Genomic DNA, 17,694 nt, shown 5'->3' with positions numbered 1-17,694 from the left:
AAGGGGTTTGGCGGGCCGTTACCAGGGGATGAATCCGTAGAGCTTGGCGAACATCTCGTACACCTCGATCCAGTTCTTCAGATCCCCGGCCGAGCGCAGGTGCTCGCGCTTGTTCACCATGACCCAGCTCATGTGGGCTGCCCCGTCCTTGCAGATGGAGCAATCCCGGGTGGCGCTGGTACAGCAGCGGTGCATCGTCTGGAGATCCGCGGCCCAGCGGATGAAACGGATGAGCCGTTTGGGCTTCGGATCCCGGTTGTCCAGGGGCTCCGTCACGGAGGGGCACTCGCCCCATCCGAAGGGGCGGCCCATCATCTTTCCCGTACAGATGATCTCGTGATAGTACCGGCAGGAAATGACCGTCCGGGGATACCGGTCCAGCATCGCGTCCATCTCCGCCCGGACGTCCCGCAGGGCCTCCGGGGTCCAGTGGAAGCCCTCCACCTGCTCGTCGTTGGTGAGGAGCTGCATGTGTACCTTCAGCCCCGCGTCGGCGATCTTCCGGATGATCGTCTCCGTCCTGCCGATCTGTTTCGGGGTGATCGTGTACAGGTAATAGGTGTGGCTGTCCCCCTCGTAATTTTTGCGCGATATGCTGAAGACGTCCCGCCCCCGGAGGGCCTTCTCGTCCTCTTCGTCCCCCCAGAGGGAGATTCCCACCAGCATTCCGGGGAAGCGGTCCCGGGGCACGCGGATCAGGCCGTTGGTGGCACAGTAGGTCGGGAGCCGCCGATAGAAAGCCTCCACCCGGTCCAGGAAGAGGGTCGGCTCGCCGCCGATCAGGATGGCCATGTTCACGCCCCGGGCCTTCTCCCGGTCGATGAAAGACTCCCATCGATGGATATCTTCCTCGTCCTTTGCCGCCTCGTGTTCCCCGGAAGAAAAGAAAAAACACCCCTTGCAGCGCAGGTTGCACCGGTTTGTCACATCATAAATAGAGCTCCGGATGTTCAGATGTGAAATCCGCCGGTATCGCTCGTACCAGTCACTGTCGAGGAGGGAGCTGACGGTCTGCATGCCTACAGGGCCCTCTGAAAATCACGATCCCGGACCAGGGTCGTGAAGGTCTGGTCGACCAGTTCATAGGCCCGCTTCTCCAGGTCCTTCACGTCCTGTGACGCCGCCGGCGACATCGTCGCCACATAGTCCTTCCGCAATTTCTCGACGCCGTCCCGGAAGACGTAGACCTGGAATCGCACCTCCTGGTCCGTGACGGAGGTCAGAACCAGTTGGACCTCGGGAACGCCCTTCGGAGCGGTGACGCCTGCCGGCTGGGGCCCGCCCCACCACCAGGGACCGGGGCCGTGGTAGGCACCCGCCTGGTAGTCCACGATCCGGGCGCCGGCATGCCGGAAGGCCTTGCTGTAGCACTCCCAGAAGAACGACTCCAGGGGCGTCGAGGTCTCGTAGACCCGTTTCTTGTCGGGGCTGTAGAAGTTCCAGGTCTTCGTGTTTTCCGCCCGGTTGATGAAGGAGGCCAGGGCGATCCGCTTGCTCTTGAGCCGCCCCGCGTCGGAGGCACGGAATCCGGGGCTGTATTTATCCTGCTGGACGGCGACCTTGACGCCCCCGGCGGCCCCGCATCCGGCGAGAAACAGAATCGCAACGAAAAGAGCGGCTCCGGCTTTCCAGGTCTTCATGGAATTCGGTTTCATGGTCCATCCTTTCTCTCGGTCCCGGTTTTCCCGGGGTCTCTATTTCATGGAAAATCCCGGCGGGTCCACCAGGCGGTCGCAGAGATTCTCCCCTTTCTCGTAACCCATGACCCACACCGCCAGGTACGTGTCCACGTAATCCAGCCAGGAGCGGAACGTATCGGGGTCGGAGGCATGGCGGAACAGGCGGGCCGTCACCACGGCGCTGCCTGCTGCATAGTGGCGGCAGTCGTCGCAGTCCGTGTCGGGAACGCAGCAGGCCACGCTCCGGTCCCAGGTCAGATCGGCCCGGTACTGCCGGAAGGAGCGCCCGAGGCCGATGTCCGTGGAGGCGTTCCGGCGGGGATAGGAGCAGCCGTACAGGGCGTGCAGCCCCAGCCCGTGCGTATGGGCCATGGCACTGTAATTCGAAAACAGAACGGATGCCGGGTGGCGCGCCAGGATCTCCAGCATCGCCCGGCGTGTTTCCTCCAGGGAGGCGCGGTCATGCCGGAGGGGACCCTCGTAACCGACGGGAGCGGAAAAGACGTTGAAAGTAAGCTTCCCGTTCCGGCCGGCGATCCGTTCCGCCACTTCGCCGATTTCCCGGATATTCTGTTTCGTGAAGGTATAAACGAAGACCGCCCGGGGATCCCCGTCGTAGTTGTCGAGCTGCCGCTCCAGGAGGTTGGCGGCGTTGCGGACCCGCCGGCTCGTCTCGTCGTTTCCCCAGACGGAGATGTGGATTTTGTAGCCGATCGCGGGGGGGATGAGCCGGAATCCGTTGGTGGCAATGCTGCCCAGGGGCATGACCTCGAAGCAGGTTTCGAGAAGCTCGGGAACCAGGGAGGGTTCGGCTCCGGCCAGGACCACGTACGTGATTCCCCGCTCCTTCTCCTTGTGCATCCGTTCCCGCCAGGCGCCGGGATCCCGGTTTTCCGGGGCAAACTGCTTTTCCCCTTCGTAATAGTAGCAGCCGTCGCACCGGATGTTGCAGCGGTTGGTCATGTCATAGGTCGATTCCCGCAGGAAGAAGTACTTCCGGACCTTCTCCCACCGGTCCCGGACCTGCGCGTCACGAAGAAGATCGCCGAACTTCCATTTTCCTTCCGTTTTTTCCGCCGGGGCGGTTCGATTCGTCAACGGCTCCTCCATTACCGGAATCGTTGCCCATCGCCGGCATCAGGCGGCCTTTTCCTGAAGCCTGGCCAGAAGATATTCCGCAATCAGCCGAAGGGTTTTCAGCTTGGGATAATCGTCTTCATCAATGCTCACACCGTATTCGTCCTGAAGGACGAGTGCCACGGTCGCCAGGTCCATGCTGTCGATCCCCAGTTCATCCACAAGATCCAGGTCGGGATCGAAGGTCTCCTTCGTGACGTCTTCCAGCCTCAACTCGTCGATGACGATCTGGGCGATGCGTAGAATATGCTGTTCGATGTCCTTGACGTCAGACATGAATCTTCCTCCTCGACGATTCGGTATTCTCAGCAGCCATTCCCGCCCCGGACGCGGCGCGTCCCGATGGATCCGCTGCAGACCGTTTCCCCCTCCGAGAGAAGGCGGAACAGGTATGTGCCTTCCGCTCCCCCCTCTTCAGGGGAAATGATGACGGTCAGGCTGTCACCCGGATAAGCCGGCTGGCGAAAACGAACCCTCCGGATGGATTTCATGATCATCCGCTCTCCTCCGGCCTCGCCCCGGCGGAGAACCTCCGCCACCAGGTACAGCAGCGCCACACCCGGGACAATGGGATGCCCGGGAAAGTGACCGGAAAACCAGAGTGAATCCGGGGCGAACCGGGCCTCGGCAACAAGCCTTCCGGATGCGTCTTTCCCTTCCAGCTTCAGGTCCTGCCAGTATTCGGTCATGTTCCCCCAACTGCAATGGACGTCCCGGAACCTGAAGAGAATGATGAATATGATTCCCTGCCCAAACCCTGTCAAGGGAAGCCGATGAAAGCGTGATTCTATATCACTCTTGCCCCGGGGGAGCAAAACCTTTTTTCCCCGGACGGACGGCCCGTTCCATGACAGATTGTCCAATCAGATCGGATAGTAAAGCGATCCCGAGGGACCGCTCCCGAAGCCCCCGAAGGAGTTCGGCGACCTCGGCAAGCCATTGGTCGGCCCCTCCGGGCTCGGGAGGCGAGACATCGTGCAGAAGCAGGATGTCGCCGGGCCGGACGCGCCGCAGAAGGCGCCGCGCCAGTCCCGGAACGCGGCGGTTTCCCCAGTCGGCGCCCCGGCGGCTGAAGGTGACGCAGATCATGCCCGATCCGCGAAGGACAGCGGGAAGCCTCGGGTTCGTGATGCCGACGGGCGGACGGAACACCCGCGGGTGGATTCCCGCCTCCGCGAGGATCCGCTGGGTCTCCTCGACTTCGCGCCTCAGGACGGACACCGGGCGGAGCATGAGCAGGGGATCGTGGTGCCACGAATGGTTCCCCACTTCGTGTCCCGCCTCGATGATCGTCCGGATCAACTCCGGGTGGCGGGCCGCCCGCTCCCCCGTCACAAAGAAGGCCGCCGGGACACCTGCCGCGGCCAGGATCTCCAGGAGACGGGGGGTGACCAGGGGATCCGGTCCGTCGTCGAATGTGAGCGAGACGGCATTCTTTCCGGGATCTCCTGAACTTATGACAGGCAGAAAGAACGTTGACCGGGGAAAGAACGGAAGGACGCCGCAGAGGAGAAGAAAAAGCGCGAGGGGAGCGATCGCCCACCAGGGCTGCACGGCCCCCGCCCCCACCGCCAGCAGCAGCGAGGCGGCTCCCGTCCGGTGGGCCGGCGACCAGGGCGAAGGCGCGTTCTTCATTGGATCAGGTGCTCCCAGAGCGGTCCTTTCCACCCGCGCCGGTGGAGGCGGGTGACGACAGAGGCCGTCTCGTCTCCGCCGGCCCCCACGACCCAGTGGCCCCTCCCGGCGGCACGGCTTCTCACGCGCTGCTCCAGCTCCCCTTCCCCGAAGGCTCCGGAGATATAAAAACGGGGCTTCAGGAGGTCATCCGAGGCCTGCAGGCGCCCCTCGCGAAGGGCAACCTCATACAGCCCCGTGTGGGGGTAGATCCGGATCCCCGGGAACAGGAAAAACACGGCCCTGCGCAGTTCCTCGGCCCGGTCCAGGGTCTCCGCCAGGGTCTCGGCATCCTCGCCGGGACCGCCCAGGAGGAGATAGTGGGCCACGTGAAGACCGGCCTCCACGGCCGCCTCATGGCACTGGAAGACATCGGCGGTCCGGAAGGGTTTCCGGTACGAGGCGAGCATCCGGTCCGAGAGGGCCTCGGTGCCGAACTCGACGTGGCTGAGCCCCGCTTCTTTCAGCTCCTGCCAATAATCCGGCGGCACCCGGAAGGGGGCGAAAAATGCCGTCCAGGGGACGGACAGGCCGGCCTTTCGGAACGCGCGGGCCACCTCCAGGGAATGGGACAGGTCCGTGTTGAAGGTGGAGTCGGTCAGGAAGAGAAAACGGGCTCCCCGCTCCTGGAGCATCCGCGCCTCTCTCGCCACTTCTTCCGGGTCCCGCCGGCGGAGGATTCCGCCGTCGATGTGGGGATAGGTGCAGTACAGGCATTGATGCGGACAGCCCCGCTTCGTCTCCAGGTTCATCATCCCCCCGCGGTCGAGATACGTCGCGACATGGCAGGCGGATTCCTCAACATGCCGGACCGGGGAACCGTCCCAGGGAACCGGCGCCGGGGCACCGCCGCCTTTCGTGACGACGCCGGGCAGTCCCGATGGATCCCCGCCGTCTTCCAGGGTGTCCAGGAGCAGGCGAAGGCGCTCGCCCTCGCCGACGATTCCGTAATCCGCCCCGAGCCGGGACATCAGCGCTTCCGGGAAAATCGTGAAACCGCTTCCCCCGAGAACGAGGAGGCCTGAGAAAACGGAGCGGATCCTTGCGACAACCTCCCGGTACTCCTCGATAAAATCCCGGGGATTGGAGGCATCCGTGTTGTCGATGTTGCGGATCGACAGGCCGACCAGGTCCGGAGCCATGCTTCGGATCTCGCCGGCCAGCCCCTCCGGCGACCCCGGGACGGCCAGATCGACGATGCGGACCGGATGGCGGTCGCGGATAGACCCCGCCACGTAGTCCAGCCCCAGGGGATATACCGGGTAGGGCGCTGTCAGGCGGTTGAGGGAAACGAGCAGGACTTTCACGGACCGGCACCTGTCTCTTCGAATTGGTTAACTCCATGGAAATGCTTCGGGATCATACTGGTTTGGCAGCCCCTTGGCAAACGGAAAACCCGCCTTGTTCCGGAGCAGCGAGGGCCGGCAACCCGACCCATGGCAGGAAATGCGGCCGGCCTTTCGCAAGCGGCAGGGGCCACCGCCCGGGTCTATCTCCCGGCGGTCTCCACGGCCGCCAGGGTGTAGCGGCCCGGGCGGTCGCAGGTCACGTGAAGGAGGAGGCGGCCCGGACACTCCTGGACGAACCGGCTGATCCCCAGGGCCGTGGCGGAATCGAACCAGCCGTGCGCGGAAAGATAGTCGAACTCGTCCACCGCCCCGACGGCACGGATCCAGGCCTCCCGGTCCGCCGCGGGCACGGAGAGGCCATAGCCGATGACGGGAGACCTGCCGGTCCTCTCCTTCAGCCAGGCCGCGCCTGCTCCGGCGTCCCGGACTGATCCGGTCCCCAGGATCCGGCCCAGGGCTCCTTCCGGCTCGTCGGTCACCCAGAGCCAGGCGCTCCCCTCGACGCCCCGGACCGACCCGGCGGGGATCCCGTAAGTCCGCTCGAAGTGGACCGTCGAGGGATTGGCCTCGTCCACCCCGCCGAGGAGGGCGCTCCGGACCCTGCCCCGGAGGAAATCCACCGTCATCAGGGAGATTCCCCGCTCGAAAGACAGGAGGCGGTCCGAGATCGAGAGGTTCGGGCCCGCGGCGCCCAGCCCCTGGGCGATATAGAAAGACGCCGTGTTCGACATGGTGTTGATGAAGTTGTAGGGCATGGGCAGGGAGTGCTGGCGGAAGATCTGCCGCAGCACCGACTCCGTCTCGCCCAGGTTTCCCCGCTCTGTCGTCAGGTATACCGCCGTGTCCGCCGGTACGGCCCGGCCCGCGACGCAGCGGTGGGCCCCGATGAGGGACAGGAGGATGTAGCGGTTGACCCGGCGGAAATATGCCTTGGATACCCGGGCCAGCTCCTCCTTGAGGACCTGCGGCGGGGTTCCCGGTTCTGTGATGAAGGCCGAGGCGCCATGGATGTACATGATCACCCTCCCGACGAAACGATCAGGGACGTGCAGTTGCCGCCGAACCCGAAAAAGTTGAGCATGACCGTCCCTTTTCCCATCGGCAGGGGCTCCCGCAGGGGGCTGACGCCCAGATCCGGGTCCTCCTTTTCGAATCCCGGCACGGCGGGCAGAAAGCCCCGCCGCAGGGACTCGGTGACCAGCAGGAGCTCGATCGCCCCGGAGGCGCCGACGGTATGGCCCACGTAGGGCTTCACGGCCGTTACGGGGGGCAGGCGGTCGCCGAAGACGGCCCGCATGCCCGCGCACTCCGTCCGGTCGTTGAGGTCGCTTCCCGTGGCGTGGGCCTTGACGGCGTCGATTCCATCCGCCCCCACGCCTGCGTCGGCGAGGGCCTGCCTCATGGTGGCGGCGATCACCGCCCCGTTCTCCTCGTGGGTCGTCACGTTGAAGGGATCGCACCGGTTGGCGCCGCCGCGGAAAACGAACCCGTCGTCCCCCGGTCCGCCCCGCTCCAGGAGAACGACGCCGCACCCCTCCCCCATGATGATCCCGTCCCGGTCCACATCGAAGGGCCGGTAGCGCTCCGGCGCCATGAGGCGAAGCGACTCGAAGCCGTAAAAGCCCGTGGCGTTGTAGAGGTCGTACCCGACCGCCACGGCCCGGTCGACGACGCCCGTCTCGATCAGGCCGGCCCCGTACAGGACGGCATTGGCCGAGGAGGTGCAGGCCGTGGTGAAGGTCGTGCAGGGTCCGCCGATGCCGAACCGGTCCGCGGCGGCGCGGGCGATGGAACCGTAGCCGAGGGACGCGTGGACGAAGAAATGGATCCCGTTCTCCTCCGAGCGGGCATAGGCGGCCTCGTAGATGGGGATGTCGATGGAGGTGGACCCGAAGAGGAACGCCGCCCCCTCCAGATCCCGGGCCGTCCAGCCGGCGCCGGCAACGGCCCGGGCGACCGTATCGAAGAGAACGTCATAGAAGAAGCGCTCCACATCGGCGTCGCGCCGTCCGTCCCGGAAGGGAAGCCGGTAGTAGGGGCGTCCATAGGGGAGGCCCGCCAGGTCCAGGGGCAGCGTCTCCAGGGGCGTACGCCTGCCGCGAACGGCACCGATGACGGTGTCCATCTCGGTCCCAAGGGGGCACGACAGGGCGCCTCCCCGGATGCAAGCCCTTTTTTCCACGGATCTACTCCGGCCGGAGGTAATCGGCAAAGGCGTTGATGGAGGTCATGACGCGCCGCATGACCTTGCTGTCGGTGATGTTGACGTTGTACCGCTGTACGGCGATGGAGATCTGCAGGGCGTCGATGGAATCCAGGCCGATGCGGGAATCCCGCCCGAAGAGGGGCTCGTCGTCCCGGATGTCCCCGGGTCGGAAGCGGTCCGCCAGGTCGCACTCCTCGATGATCAGTTCCTTGAGTTCCCGCTTGAAGGTCTCGTCCAGGGATCCTTTCATTCACACATTCCTTCTGTATCCATAGTATTTGGTTGCCGTTACCATGCCGCGGCCGGAGCATGCCGATCCCGCCGCATCCCTGTTCACGCGACCCCGCCCTGCCGGGCCTGACTCCGGAGAACGGCAAAGGCCGCCCCCAGGAGCATCGCCGCGCCGGTCATAAGGAGCGCCGCCTCGGGCAGCACGTCCCGTACCCCCCCGTCGCGGAGGAAGAGGTCCAGGTAGCCCTGGAGGCCCCAGGACATGGGGGACAGGCTCGACAGCGTCTGAAGAACGGGGGGCATCACGAAGACGGGAACCATGACGCCGCCCATGGCCCCCAGGAGCAGGTTCAGAATCCCCCCGACCGTGCTGGACTGCTCCGGGGTCCGGCTGAGAGCGGCGACCAGGAGGGCCATGGCGATGGCACACAGGCTGAGGCTTGCCGACAGCAGGGCCAGTCCCGCCGGAGAATTCCCCAGGGTCAGGGCGGAACCGCCCAGGAGGGGAACGACCCAGACCCCGACGGCCAGCATGGCCGCCACCTGGATCTGGTTCACCAGGAAATAGGGAACCGTCTTTCCCATGAGGAGCAGCCCGAGCGAAACGTTCATCCCGGCGAGGCGGGAAAAGGTGCCCTGGTTCCGCTCGCCGATGAAGGCGTTCCCGATGGGCAGCACGATGAAGAAAACGGCGAAGACGATCCAGGAGGGCACGCTCTGCTGGACGGCGTTCGGCACCTGGCCCTTCGTCCCGTCCCCGGCGACATAGGAGATCGCCACGGCCGGATCCCCGGCCGCCGCCATGCGGGCGTCCAGGGCCGCCCCATCCACCCCGGCCACGTCCAGGAGCGGACCAATTCCGTCCAGGAACGCGGCAAGGCGGGCCTTGCCGGCGGCCCCCAGCACGGCCATGCGAAAGAGCTCCTGAGCCTGCCGGTGAATCGTCGGATCCATGATCACGTGGATCGAGCCGGACGCCTCCTCCCCTTCCCGGGCGGAGACGGTGGCGGAAAAATCCTTGCGGATGAGGCAGGCAAACCGGACGTCCCCCGACTTCAGAAGACGTTTCACCTCTTCCGGATCCGTCCCGACGGCGCCCGTCCGGATCTCGAAGGGCCCGGCCTGCCTCAGGATCTCCACCACGGCGCTGCCCCGCGTCCCCTCGTCCCCGTTGACGACCAGCACGGGGATCCGCACCCGGGAATGGGCGGAAAAGAGCTCCCCCATCGCCAGGGACATGATGAGGATGAAGACGGCGGGCAGAAAGAACAGAACCAGCAGCGACACGCGGTCGCGGCCGAGAATGAGGAATTCCTTCCGAAGGATGGCGACAATCCGGTTCATTCGTCCCTCAGCGCCCGCGAGGTGAGCCTCAGGAACAGGTCTTCCAGGGTGCGGCTGCCGCCCTTCATCCCGGCGATCCGGGCCTCCGTCCCCTCCAGGGCCATCAGGACCCGTTTCAGGGAGGCGGCCAGCCCCGGGCCGGCTTCCAGGATCACGGCCGATCCTTTCACGGTGAGTCCGTCGATCTTTTCGATGCGCTCCAGGAGGACGGAATCCATCCCCGCCACCTCCATGACCAGGGCATCCGCCTCCGCCAGGACCCTGTCGCGGCCACCCGCCAGGACGACCCGCCCCTCGTCCAGGATCACGAGATCGTCGGCCACCTGCTCGACCTCATCCATGTAATGGGACGCGTAGACCACCGTCACGCCCTCTTCCCGGTTGATCCGCCGGATCGTCTCGAGGATCCAGGTCCGGGACTGGGCATCCACCCCGACGGTCGGCTCGTCCAGGTACAGGACCCGGGGCCGGGCCAGGAGCCCGATGGCCAGATTCAGCCGCCGTTTCATTCCTCCGGAATAGGTCTCCGCCGGCTTGTCGAGAAAGGACTCCAGGCTCGCGGCGGCGACGGCGGCCTCCATGCGCTCCGCGAGTGCCTTCCCGGAGAGGCCGCAGAGAGATCCGAAAAAGGAGAGGTTCTCCCGGGCCGTTAGAGCGGAATAGAAGGCCAGGTTCTGGGGCACGAGGCAGGAAATCCGGCGAACGTCCTCCAGCCTCTCGTCGAGATCGTACCCGCCCACGACGACCCGTCCGCGGTCCTTTGCGAGAATCCCCAGCAGGATGGAGAGCAGTGTCGTCTTGCCGGCTCCGTTCGGCCCGAGGAGACCCGTTACGGCCCCTTCGTGGAAGGTAAGGCTCAGATTGTCCAGCGCCTTTTGCGGACCGTAGGATTTCGAAAGGCTCTCAAGGACGATCATCGGGCTCGCCGTGGCGGAGGATTTCCTCGATGCGGGCGCGATCGGGCTTTCCCGTGGCCAGGACGGGGATCCGGCGAACGGTCCGCAGCAGCCTCGGCCTGGCGGGGGGCTCCAGGATCGCCTCCAGGGCGCCCTTCAGGGAGTCGTCTGCGTGCTCCGTTACAACGAGGGCCGCCACTTCCTGCTGCCGTCCCGTTCCGACGGGGAGGGCCGTCACGTAGGCGTCGGAGACCCCCTCCAGGCCCTTGAGCTTTTCCAGGACTTCCCGCAGATCGACCCGTTTTCCGCCCACCTTGACGATCCCGTCCATCCGTCCCAGCAGGTCGAAGGACGACACCCCGGCGGCCTCGACCCGGTCCCCGGTGGCGGCGAAACCGTCGGCGTCCCGCTCCATTTCCGGAGACAGGAAAGGGGAACGGACATGCAGGAGCTCGCCCTCGATCTTCCAGTCCACAACCCCGAAGGAATGCCAGCAGGGCCCGTCGGTGAAGCGGTTCCGGAGGGCAATACCCCCCGTCTCCGTGGATCCGTAGACCTCCGTGATGCCGACCCCCGACTCATCGTGGAACTGCAGGCTGTCGGATGCCTCGAGCATGCCCGCCGACGAGAAGGCGCAGCGCAGGGTATGGCCGTCGAGGGGAGCCGTCCGGAGGACACGGTAGTGAACGGGGACGCTCACCAGGACGGTCGCCCCGGACTCCCGGAGCGCCCCGGCGATCTCGCCGGGGAAAGACGGCATGGCGTCCACGACCCGGGCTCCCGTCACCAGGGGAAGCAGGATCGAGAAGAGGAGCCCGTAGATGTGAACGGGGGGAACGGTGGCAAGGATCCGGTCCGTTCCCTCGATGCCGAACTGCTCCGCCAGATAGAAGGCCTCGCCGAACAGGTTGGACGGTGTCTTGCTCCAGAGACGGGGACTGCCGGTGGACCCGCCAGTAAAAAGATGGAGGAAGGGCTCGTCGGCATCCCGAGCCAGGACGGCGGTCTCCGCCGGCGCGTCCTTCACGTCGCGCAGGAGGGGCACTCCCGCTGGGACGTCCAGGACCTCGTCCGCCAGGACCGCCAGCAGGGGGCGGCATCCATGGATCTCCCGGATCACCGCCGCGGAGAGGGCGTGGGGAAGGATCAGCCGGGGACCGCCGGTCAGGGAGGCCACGATGGCGGCCGCGGTCAGCCGGCGGCTCTCCGTGGCGAGGCAGAGGACATCTCCCGGCCCGGCGCCCGGCGGAAGGCTGTTCCTGATTCCCCGGGCCAGGGCGAACAGGCTTCCCGGTTCACCCTGCGGCAGAAACAGGTCTTCTTCTCCGGAACGCTGCCGAAGGCGGCTTTCCAAACGCCTATTTGAGAAAAGATTCGCGATGATCCAGACTCCCGGGTTGGATTTGGCATGAAACGGCTCCTCTTACCCAAAACTGCGGGGGGGAGTCAATGAATTTCCAGATCAAGAACCGGCCCGCAGCGATCCGGTCCGTCACGCGGGGCTCGGCGGAACGGATTCCGCTTGACTTCCCGGGAATTATCTCCTTTAACAGGAGCCGCAGTCGACCCGGCCATTCGGAACAAGACCCATGAAAACGACAAACCTGAAGATCGAGGACCTGATTCCGCACCGGGACCGTCTCCGGCTGATCGACGAGATCGTGGACCTGGACGACCAGACGGCCGTCACGCGCTCCCTGGCCGCCTCCTCCTGGCCAACGGCCGGTCCCGACGGGGTGGATCCGGTCATCCTGATCGAGCTGACAGCCCAGTCGGCGGCGGTCTGCATCGGCGCCCGGCGGAAGCGCCAGGGGAAGAAGAGCGCCTCCCTGGGGTGGATCGTCGGCATCAAGAGCGCCGACTTCCTGGTCGAGAAAGTGCCGCTTCGGTCGGTCGTACAGACGCGGGTCCGTCTGCTGTACAGCATCGAAGGCTACAGCGTGTTCGAGGGAATCGCGGAGACCGGCGGGGAAACCCTCGCCCGCGTGCAGATCCAGGTCTTCGGCGAAGAAGGAAACGGGGAGGGAAAGAAGGAATCATGAGCGATGCCGCGGTGGCCATCGTAACAGGCGGGAGCCGGGGAATCGGCCGGGCCGTATCCATGGAGCTGGCCCGGTCGGGCTATTACATAATCGTGAATTACCGGTCCAACGACGCGGCGGCGGCGGAAACCCTGGAGTCGATCCGGAAAGCGGGCGGAGACGGCGAGACGGTTCGCTTCGACGTCGCCGACAGCAACGACACGGACCGGCACATGAAGGAAATCCTGAACCGCCACAAGAAGATCGACGTCCTGGTGAACAATGCCGGCGTCACCGCCGACGGGCTGTTCATGATGATGCCCGAGGACGACTGGGACCGGGTCCTGCAGACGACCCTGAAGGGCTTCTACAACATGACCAAGCCGGTCCTCCGGAAGATGGCCCGGAGCCGATCCGGGTCCATCGTGTCCGTTTCCTCGGTGGCGGCCCTGGTCCCCAACCGCGGGCAGGTAAACTACTCGGCCGCCAAGTCGGGCCTCATTGCCGCCAGCCGCTCCCTGTCCGCGGAGGTGGCCCGCCTGGGCATCCGGGTGAACGTGGTCGCCCCCGGCCTGATCGAGACGGAGATGATCGCCCACGCCCCGGTGGACCGCATCAAGGACATCATTCCCATGAACCGCATCGGCCGCCCCGAGGAGGTGGCGAAGGTGGTCCGCTTCCTCTGCTCCCCGGACGCTTCGTACATCACCGGCCAGGTGATCTCGGTCAACGGCGGCATGTTTTAATCCACGGGACACTTCTTCCATGTCCGGCACCGGCCGGCCGGAGGAGGTGTCCCTCCATTTTGGGGTGCCTGTGAATACCGAGAGATATCGGGAATCCGGAAGGTACGGAAGACGCTTCCGCGTCGCGGTGCCGCTGCTCACAATGGCCCTGGCGCTCCTCCTGGCCGGCTGGGCCGATTCCTGGGACGCGATCCGCCGGGAAGCGGGACAGGTCCGGTCGATCCGCGCCCGGTTTGTCCAGAAGAAGCACCTGCCCATCCTGGCAAAGCCGTTCGTGTCGGAGGGCCGCTTCTATTTCCAGGCCCCCGGCTCGGTCCGCTGGGAGTACTCCAAACCGGTCCGGAGCGTTCTTCTGATTCACAGGGGCAGTGCCAGGCGCTATGTTTATGGAGACAAGGGCTGGGTTCCCGAGGCGGGCGAACGGCTCCAGGGCATGCAGATGGTGATGGACGAGATCGCCGCCTGGACGCAGGGGCGCTTCGACACCGATCCCCGGTTCACCGCCCGCCTCGAGGGGGGACGTCCCGCCCGGGTCGTCCTGGTCCCGAAGGACCCGACCCTCGTAAACCTGATCGCCCGGATCGAGATCGCCTTTTCGCCGGAGAGGAAAGGCGCGATCCGGAGCGTGAAAATCGTCGAGGGAAAGGACGCCTGGACCATGCTGGAGTTCACCCGGACGGAGCACAACCTTTCTCTTTCCGAGCGGCTTTTCACGGATCCCGGTGAGGCGGCCCCATGAAGCGGCTCGTGCCCCTTGTCCTTATCCCGGTTGCGGTGGTCTTTCTGGCCTCCTGCAGCACCCTCCCGCCCATCCGGCCCGGCGAGGGCCTCCAGATCGAGCGGACCCGGCAGGATTGCCGGCTTCCGTTCCTGCGGGAGGAGACGCGGCTGATCCACTCTCTTCAGGCGGTTCTGCCAGACGGGAGCGGGACCTCCGCCATCGGGATCACCGTGGCGGATCCCGCGGCGAAAACCCTTCGCCTCACCCTCATGACCCTCGAGGGCTTCGTCCTCTTCACCGCCCGGGTCGAAGGGGAAACCATGGAAATCGAGCGGGCCGTCGCACCGTTCACCAACAGGGATTTCGCCCGCTCCCTGATCCGGGACGTGACCTTCTGCCTGTTCCCGCCGGGAGCCCTCCCGGAAACCGTGGGGCTGGAGGAGGGAAACCGCCCCGCCTGCCGCTTCCGGAACGATCCGGACACGGCCACGGACGTGGTCCTCGCGGGACCCGAGCGGTGGGAGGTCCGCCTGTACAGGGAGGGAGCCCTGACCCGGACGCTCACGGCAGCGGGCCTGAGCGAGCACGGCCTGCCGAAGACGCTGGAACTGGCGGGCCACGGCCCCTTCTCCTACCGGCTCACGCTGACCCTCCTGACCGGGACGCCGGTTCGACTGGAGAGCCGGCCGGAGACCGCCCCGGAAGAAGAAGAGGGGAACACCCCTTGACGCAACGAACCGATCCGTTTAAGGAATCCGCTTCATGAAACTGAAACTGATCTACCCCCGCTGGAAAAAACTGGAAGGACAGACGGAATTCCACCTGCCGCCCCATGGACCGGTGGTCTTCGCCGCGGCCCTGCCGCCGGGTGTCGAGGTCTCCTTCACCGACGAAAACGTGGAGCCCCTCGACCTGGAGGAGAGGGCCGACCTGGTCGGCATCTCGATGATGCTCACCAGCCAGGTGAAGCGGGGATGGGAGATCGCCGGCGAATACCGCCGCCGGGGAATTCCCGTCCTCTGCGGCGGGATCGGAACCATGCTCCACGCCGAGGAAGCGGCGGAGCATGTCGATTCGGTCTTCCTCGGCGAGGCGGAGGGCCGGATGGAAGCGGTCATTTCGGACTTCCAATCCGGAAAGCTGAAGAAAGTCTATAACTTCTTTGACAACCGACCCCCGACGGAGTGGATCGGCCCGGCCCGGCGGGACATCCTCAAACGGGACCTTTACAATTACAAGGGCGTCCAGATGGTGGACCTGGTCCACGCCTCCCGGGGCTGCCGGTTCAACTGCTACCCCTGCTGCGTGTCCTTCCTGGGAGGGCGGCAGTTTCGGCCCCGGCCCATCGACCGGGTGGTTGAGGAGATCGCCGGCATCGACAACAACCGCCTGTTCGTGGTGGACAACTCCCTTGCCCAGGACAGCCAATGGGAAAAGGACCTCTTCCGGGCCATGATCCCCCTCAAGAAGAACTGGTGCAGCCACCCCATCGAGGACGACCCGGAGATCCTGGATCTGGCCGCCCAGGCGGGGGCCTGGTACGTCTACCAGGCCGTCTTCGACACCTCGGACACGATCCGGAACCGCATCCGCCGCTACCATGACCACGGAATCGGCGTCGAGGGAACGATTCTCCTGGGCCTGGACAACCACACGGAAGACAGCATCCGGCGGCTCATCGACTTCCTGATGGAGATCGAGCTGGACCTGGCGGAATTCACCGTCCTGACGCCGTTCCCCCATACCCGGACCTTCGACGACCTCCATCGGGAGGGGAGAATCCTGTCCTACGACTGGAACGACTACACCGCCGACAAGGTCGTCTTCCAGCCCCGGAACATGTCCCCGGAGAAGCTCCAGGAATTGTTCCACTTCGCCTGGGACACGTTCTACCGGGACGAGCCCCAGACCTACAAGATGTTCAAGCTCCTGAAAAAGGTGAGCGAAAGGGAGCACCGGGACGGCACATACCGCCGGCGCAGGCGGGACCTGATGGAATCCCGGTTCGGCCGCCGCGGGGAGGTCACCGGGGAGGAGGGGGCAACTAAGGGTTGACGGATGAAACCCCATCCGGTAAGAAACCCCTTCGCCGCGCCTGGACGCGGGCCTGTGAAACAATGACAAACCATTCGAAAAAATTAAAAAAACCCCTCATCATCGACGGACAACCGGTTCCGATGGAAGACATCGTGGCGGTCGCCGTGGACGGCCGGGAGGTCCGGATCGGAGCGGGGAGGGATTTTCGCCGGACCATGGAGCGGTCCCGCCGCCTGCTGGCGGACGCGATTCGGGACAATGTCCCGGTTTACGGGGTCACCACGGGATTCGGCCGCTCCTGCGGAAAGCGTCTCTCCCGGCAGGAGGTCCTGAAGAACGGCGGCAGCAGCCCCCTGTATTTTCACGGCTGCGGTACCGGCGAGCCCATCGGGATCGAGGCGACGCGAGCGGCGATGCTATGCCGCATGATCGGCCTGGCCCGGGGATACTCGGGGGTATCGGTGGCGCTCCTGGAGCGGATGGCCCGCTTCCTGAACGAGGGGATCACACCGGTCGTCCCCTGTGAAGGCTCTGTCGGGGCCTCGGGAGACCTCACGCCCATGTCGTACGTCGCCGCCGCCCTGATCGGCGAGCGGGAGGTTTTTTACCGCGGCGTCCGGATGCCCGCCGCCCGGGCGATCCAGGAAGCCGGGCTCCCTCCGTATGCCTTCGAGTCCAAGGAGGCCCTGTCCCTGATGAACGGCACCGCCACCATGACGGGCATCGCCGTCCTGGCGGCCGACCGGGCCCGGCGGATCCTCGATGCCGTGGTCGCGGCGACGGCACTCACGGTGCACGCCATCCGCGGCAAGTCCTCCCATTTCCACCCCGCCGCGGGGGAGGCGAAGCCCCATCCCGGCCAGGTCGAGGTGGCCCGGCGTCTCCGGGAGCTCCTGGAGACGAAGGCCGGCACATCGCCCGGGGAAGCGGACGCACCGGAGACCCTCCAGGACCCCTACTCGGTCCGCTGTGTCCCGCAGGTGGCCGGCGTCCTGGCCGACGCCCTGGCCTGGGTCGTTCCCTGGATCGAAATCGAGGCCAACAGCGCCAACGACAACCCGATTTTCGATCCTGCCGGCGGTCCCCCCGTCATGAGCGGCAACTTCTACGGCGGCCACATCGCCTTCGCCGCGGACGCCCTCAAGACGGCTGTCGCCTCGGTGGCGGACCTGTCGGACCGGCAAGTGGCCCTTCTGGTGGACCCCCATACCAATCGAGGCCTGCCGGCGGACCTGGTCCGGGCCAACGGGCGCGAAAGCCTGCTCCGCCACGGCTTCAAGGCCCTGTCCCTCTCCATTTCGGCCCTGGCGGCGGAGGCCCTGAAACTGACCATGCCGGCGGGCTCCTTCTCCCGGCCGACGGAGTCGAACAACCAGGACAAGGTGAGCATGGGCACAATCGCGGCCCGCGACGCCGAGCGGGTCTGCACCCTCGCCGAGCGGGCGGCGGCCATCCACCTCCTGGCGGCGGTCCAGGCCTGCGAGATCCGCGGCGGCACGAACATCCGGCCCCGGCTGGCCCGGTGGGTCCGTGCGGTCCGCCGCCTCTCCCCGGCCATTCTGGAAGACCGGGAAATGGACCGGGACATCGAGGCCGCAGCCGCCTTCATCGCCCGCTCCGCCCCGCCGGCATAATTCCCCCGGGAGGGCAAGG

The 17,694-nt window shown here is 65.8% G+C and carries 19 protein-coding genes; 6 read left to right on the top strand and 13 right to left on the bottom strand.

All coding sequences use genetic code 11. The features are described 5' to 3' along the window. Positions 1 to 18: 18 nt before the first annotated feature. From PLO63_02810 to PLO63_02750, 13 genes are all read right to left on the bottom strand, one after another. The gene (locus tag PLO63_02810; protein ID HOI73057.1) at positions 19 to 1,017 is read right to left on the bottom strand and encodes a radical SAM protein; all 999 of its coding nucleotides are present in this window, start codon (positions 1,015 to 1,017) and stop codon (positions 19 to 21) included. A gap of 2 nt (positions 1,018 to 1,019) precedes the next feature. Then, positions 1,020 to 1,655 (bottom strand): hypothetical protein, encoded by a 636-nt coding sequence (locus PLO63_02805; GenBank protein HOI73056.1) that lies wholly within the window; start codon positions 1,653 to 1,655, stop codon positions 1,020 to 1,022. A 39-nt stretch (positions 1,656 to 1,694) separates the two neighbouring features. Further along, on the bottom strand, positions 1,695 to 2,777 hold the full coding sequence (locus PLO63_02800) for a radical SAM protein (GenBank protein HOI73055.1): 1,083 nt from the start codon (positions 2,775 to 2,777) through the stop codon (positions 1,695 to 1,697). A gap of 39 nt (positions 2,778 to 2,816) precedes the next feature. Next, positions 2,817 to 3,092 carry a phosphopantetheine-binding protein gene (locus tag PLO63_02795; GenBank protein HOI73054.1) on the bottom strand — a complete coding sequence of 92 codons (276 nt, stop codon included), beginning with the start codon at positions 3,090 to 3,092 and terminating at the stop codon, positions 2,817 to 2,819. 29 nt (positions 3,093 to 3,121) lie between these two features. After that, entirely contained in the window at positions 3,122 to 3,505 is a 384-nt protein-coding gene (locus tag PLO63_02790) for a hypothetical protein (protein ID HOI73053.1), read from the bottom strand. A gap of 103 nt (positions 3,506 to 3,608) precedes the next feature. Then, a complete protein-coding gene (locus PLO63_02785) occupies positions 3,609 to 4,451 on the bottom strand; it encodes a polysaccharide deacetylase family protein (GenBank protein HOI73052.1) in 843 nt (280 codons plus the stop codon). Beyond that, complete coding sequence (locus tag PLO63_02780) at positions 4,448 to 5,797, bottom strand: lipid biosynthesis B12-binding/radical SAM protein (GenBank protein ID HOI73051.1); 1,350 nt, start codon at positions 5,795 to 5,797, stop codon at positions 4,448 to 4,450. The genes PLO63_02785 and PLO63_02780 overlap by 4 nt, the downstream gene beginning before the upstream one ends. Before the next feature lie 182 nt (positions 5,798 to 5,979). After that, positions 5,980 to 6,855 (bottom strand): hypothetical protein, encoded by an 876-nt coding sequence (locus PLO63_02775; protein ID HOI73050.1) that lies wholly within the window; start codon positions 6,853 to 6,855, stop codon positions 5,980 to 5,982. A 2-nt stretch (positions 6,856 to 6,857) separates the two neighbouring features. Then, positions 6,858 to 8,021 carry a beta-ketoacyl synthase N-terminal-like domain-containing protein gene (locus tag PLO63_02770; protein HOI73049.1) on the bottom strand — a complete coding sequence of 388 codons (1,164 nt, stop codon included), beginning with the start codon at positions 8,019 to 8,021 and terminating at the stop codon, positions 6,858 to 6,860. A 4-nt stretch (positions 8,022 to 8,025) separates the two neighbouring features. Then, entirely contained in the window at positions 8,026 to 8,295 is a 270-nt protein-coding gene (locus PLO63_02765) for a phosphopantetheine-binding protein (GenBank protein ID HOI73048.1), read from the bottom strand. An 83-nt stretch (positions 8,296 to 8,378) separates the two neighbouring features. Further along, entirely contained in the window at positions 8,379 to 9,620 is a 1,242-nt protein-coding gene (locus PLO63_02760; protein ID HOI73047.1) for an ABC transporter permease, read from the bottom strand. Beyond that, positions 9,617 to 10,537, bottom strand: a complete 921-nt coding sequence (locus PLO63_02755; GenBank protein HOI73046.1) for an ABC transporter ATP-binding protein — start codon at positions 10,535 to 10,537, stop codon at positions 9,617 to 9,619. The genes PLO63_02760 and PLO63_02755 overlap by 4 nt, the downstream gene beginning before the upstream one ends. Next, on the bottom strand, positions 10,524 to 11,870 hold the full coding sequence (locus PLO63_02750) for an AMP-binding protein (protein ID HOI73045.1): 1,347 nt from the start codon (positions 11,868 to 11,870) through the stop codon (positions 10,524 to 10,526). The genes PLO63_02755 and PLO63_02750 overlap by 14 nt, the downstream gene beginning before the upstream one ends. A 235-nt stretch (positions 11,871 to 12,105) precedes the next feature. On the opposite strand from PLO63_02750, the gene PLO63_02745 reads away from it, so the two are divergent. From PLO63_02745 to PLO63_02720, 6 genes are all read left to right on the top strand, one after another. Then, positions 12,106 to 12,558: a hypothetical protein gene (locus PLO63_02745; GenBank protein HOI73044.1), complete on the top strand. Its 453-nt coding sequence runs from the start codon at positions 12,106 to 12,108 to the stop codon at positions 12,556 to 12,558. Continuing rightward, positions 12,555 to 13,283 carry a 3-oxoacyl-ACP reductase FabG gene (gene fabG, locus PLO63_02740; GenBank protein ID HOI73043.1) on the top strand — a complete coding sequence of 243 codons (729 nt, stop codon included), beginning with the start codon at positions 12,555 to 12,557 and terminating at the stop codon, positions 13,281 to 13,283. The genes PLO63_02745 and fabG overlap by 4 nt, the downstream gene beginning before the upstream one ends. 70 nt (positions 13,284 to 13,353) lie before the next feature. Continuing rightward, positions 13,354 to 14,022, top strand: a complete 669-nt coding sequence (locus PLO63_02735; GenBank protein HOI73042.1) for an outer membrane lipoprotein carrier protein LolA — start codon at positions 13,354 to 13,356, stop codon at positions 14,020 to 14,022. Beyond that, entirely contained in the window at positions 14,019 to 14,732 is a 714-nt protein-coding gene (locus tag PLO63_02730; protein HOI73041.1) for a DUF3261 domain-containing protein, read from the top strand. The genes PLO63_02735 and PLO63_02730 overlap by 4 nt, the downstream gene beginning before the upstream one ends. A gap of 34 nt (positions 14,733 to 14,766) precedes the next feature. Then, positions 14,767 to 16,059, top strand: a complete 1,293-nt coding sequence (locus PLO63_02725) for a cobalamin-dependent protein (GenBank protein ID HOI73040.1) — start codon at positions 14,767 to 14,769, stop codon at positions 16,057 to 16,059. Positions 16,060 to 16,181: 122 nt separating this feature from the next. After that, on the top strand, positions 16,182 to 17,675 hold the full coding sequence (locus PLO63_02720; protein ID HOI73039.1) for an aromatic amino acid ammonia-lyase: 1,494 nt from the start codon (positions 16,182 to 16,184) through the stop codon (positions 17,673 to 17,675). Positions 17,676 to 17,694 lie beyond the last annotated feature (19 nt).

The organism is Syntrophales bacterium, from assembly GCA_035363115.1.
Classification (GTDB): Bacteria; Desulfobacterota; Syntrophia; order Syntrophales; family PHBD01; genus PHBD01.
The sequence above is the reverse complement of the archived record's forward strand: the minus strand, read 5'-3'. Positions and strand labels throughout refer to the sequence as shown.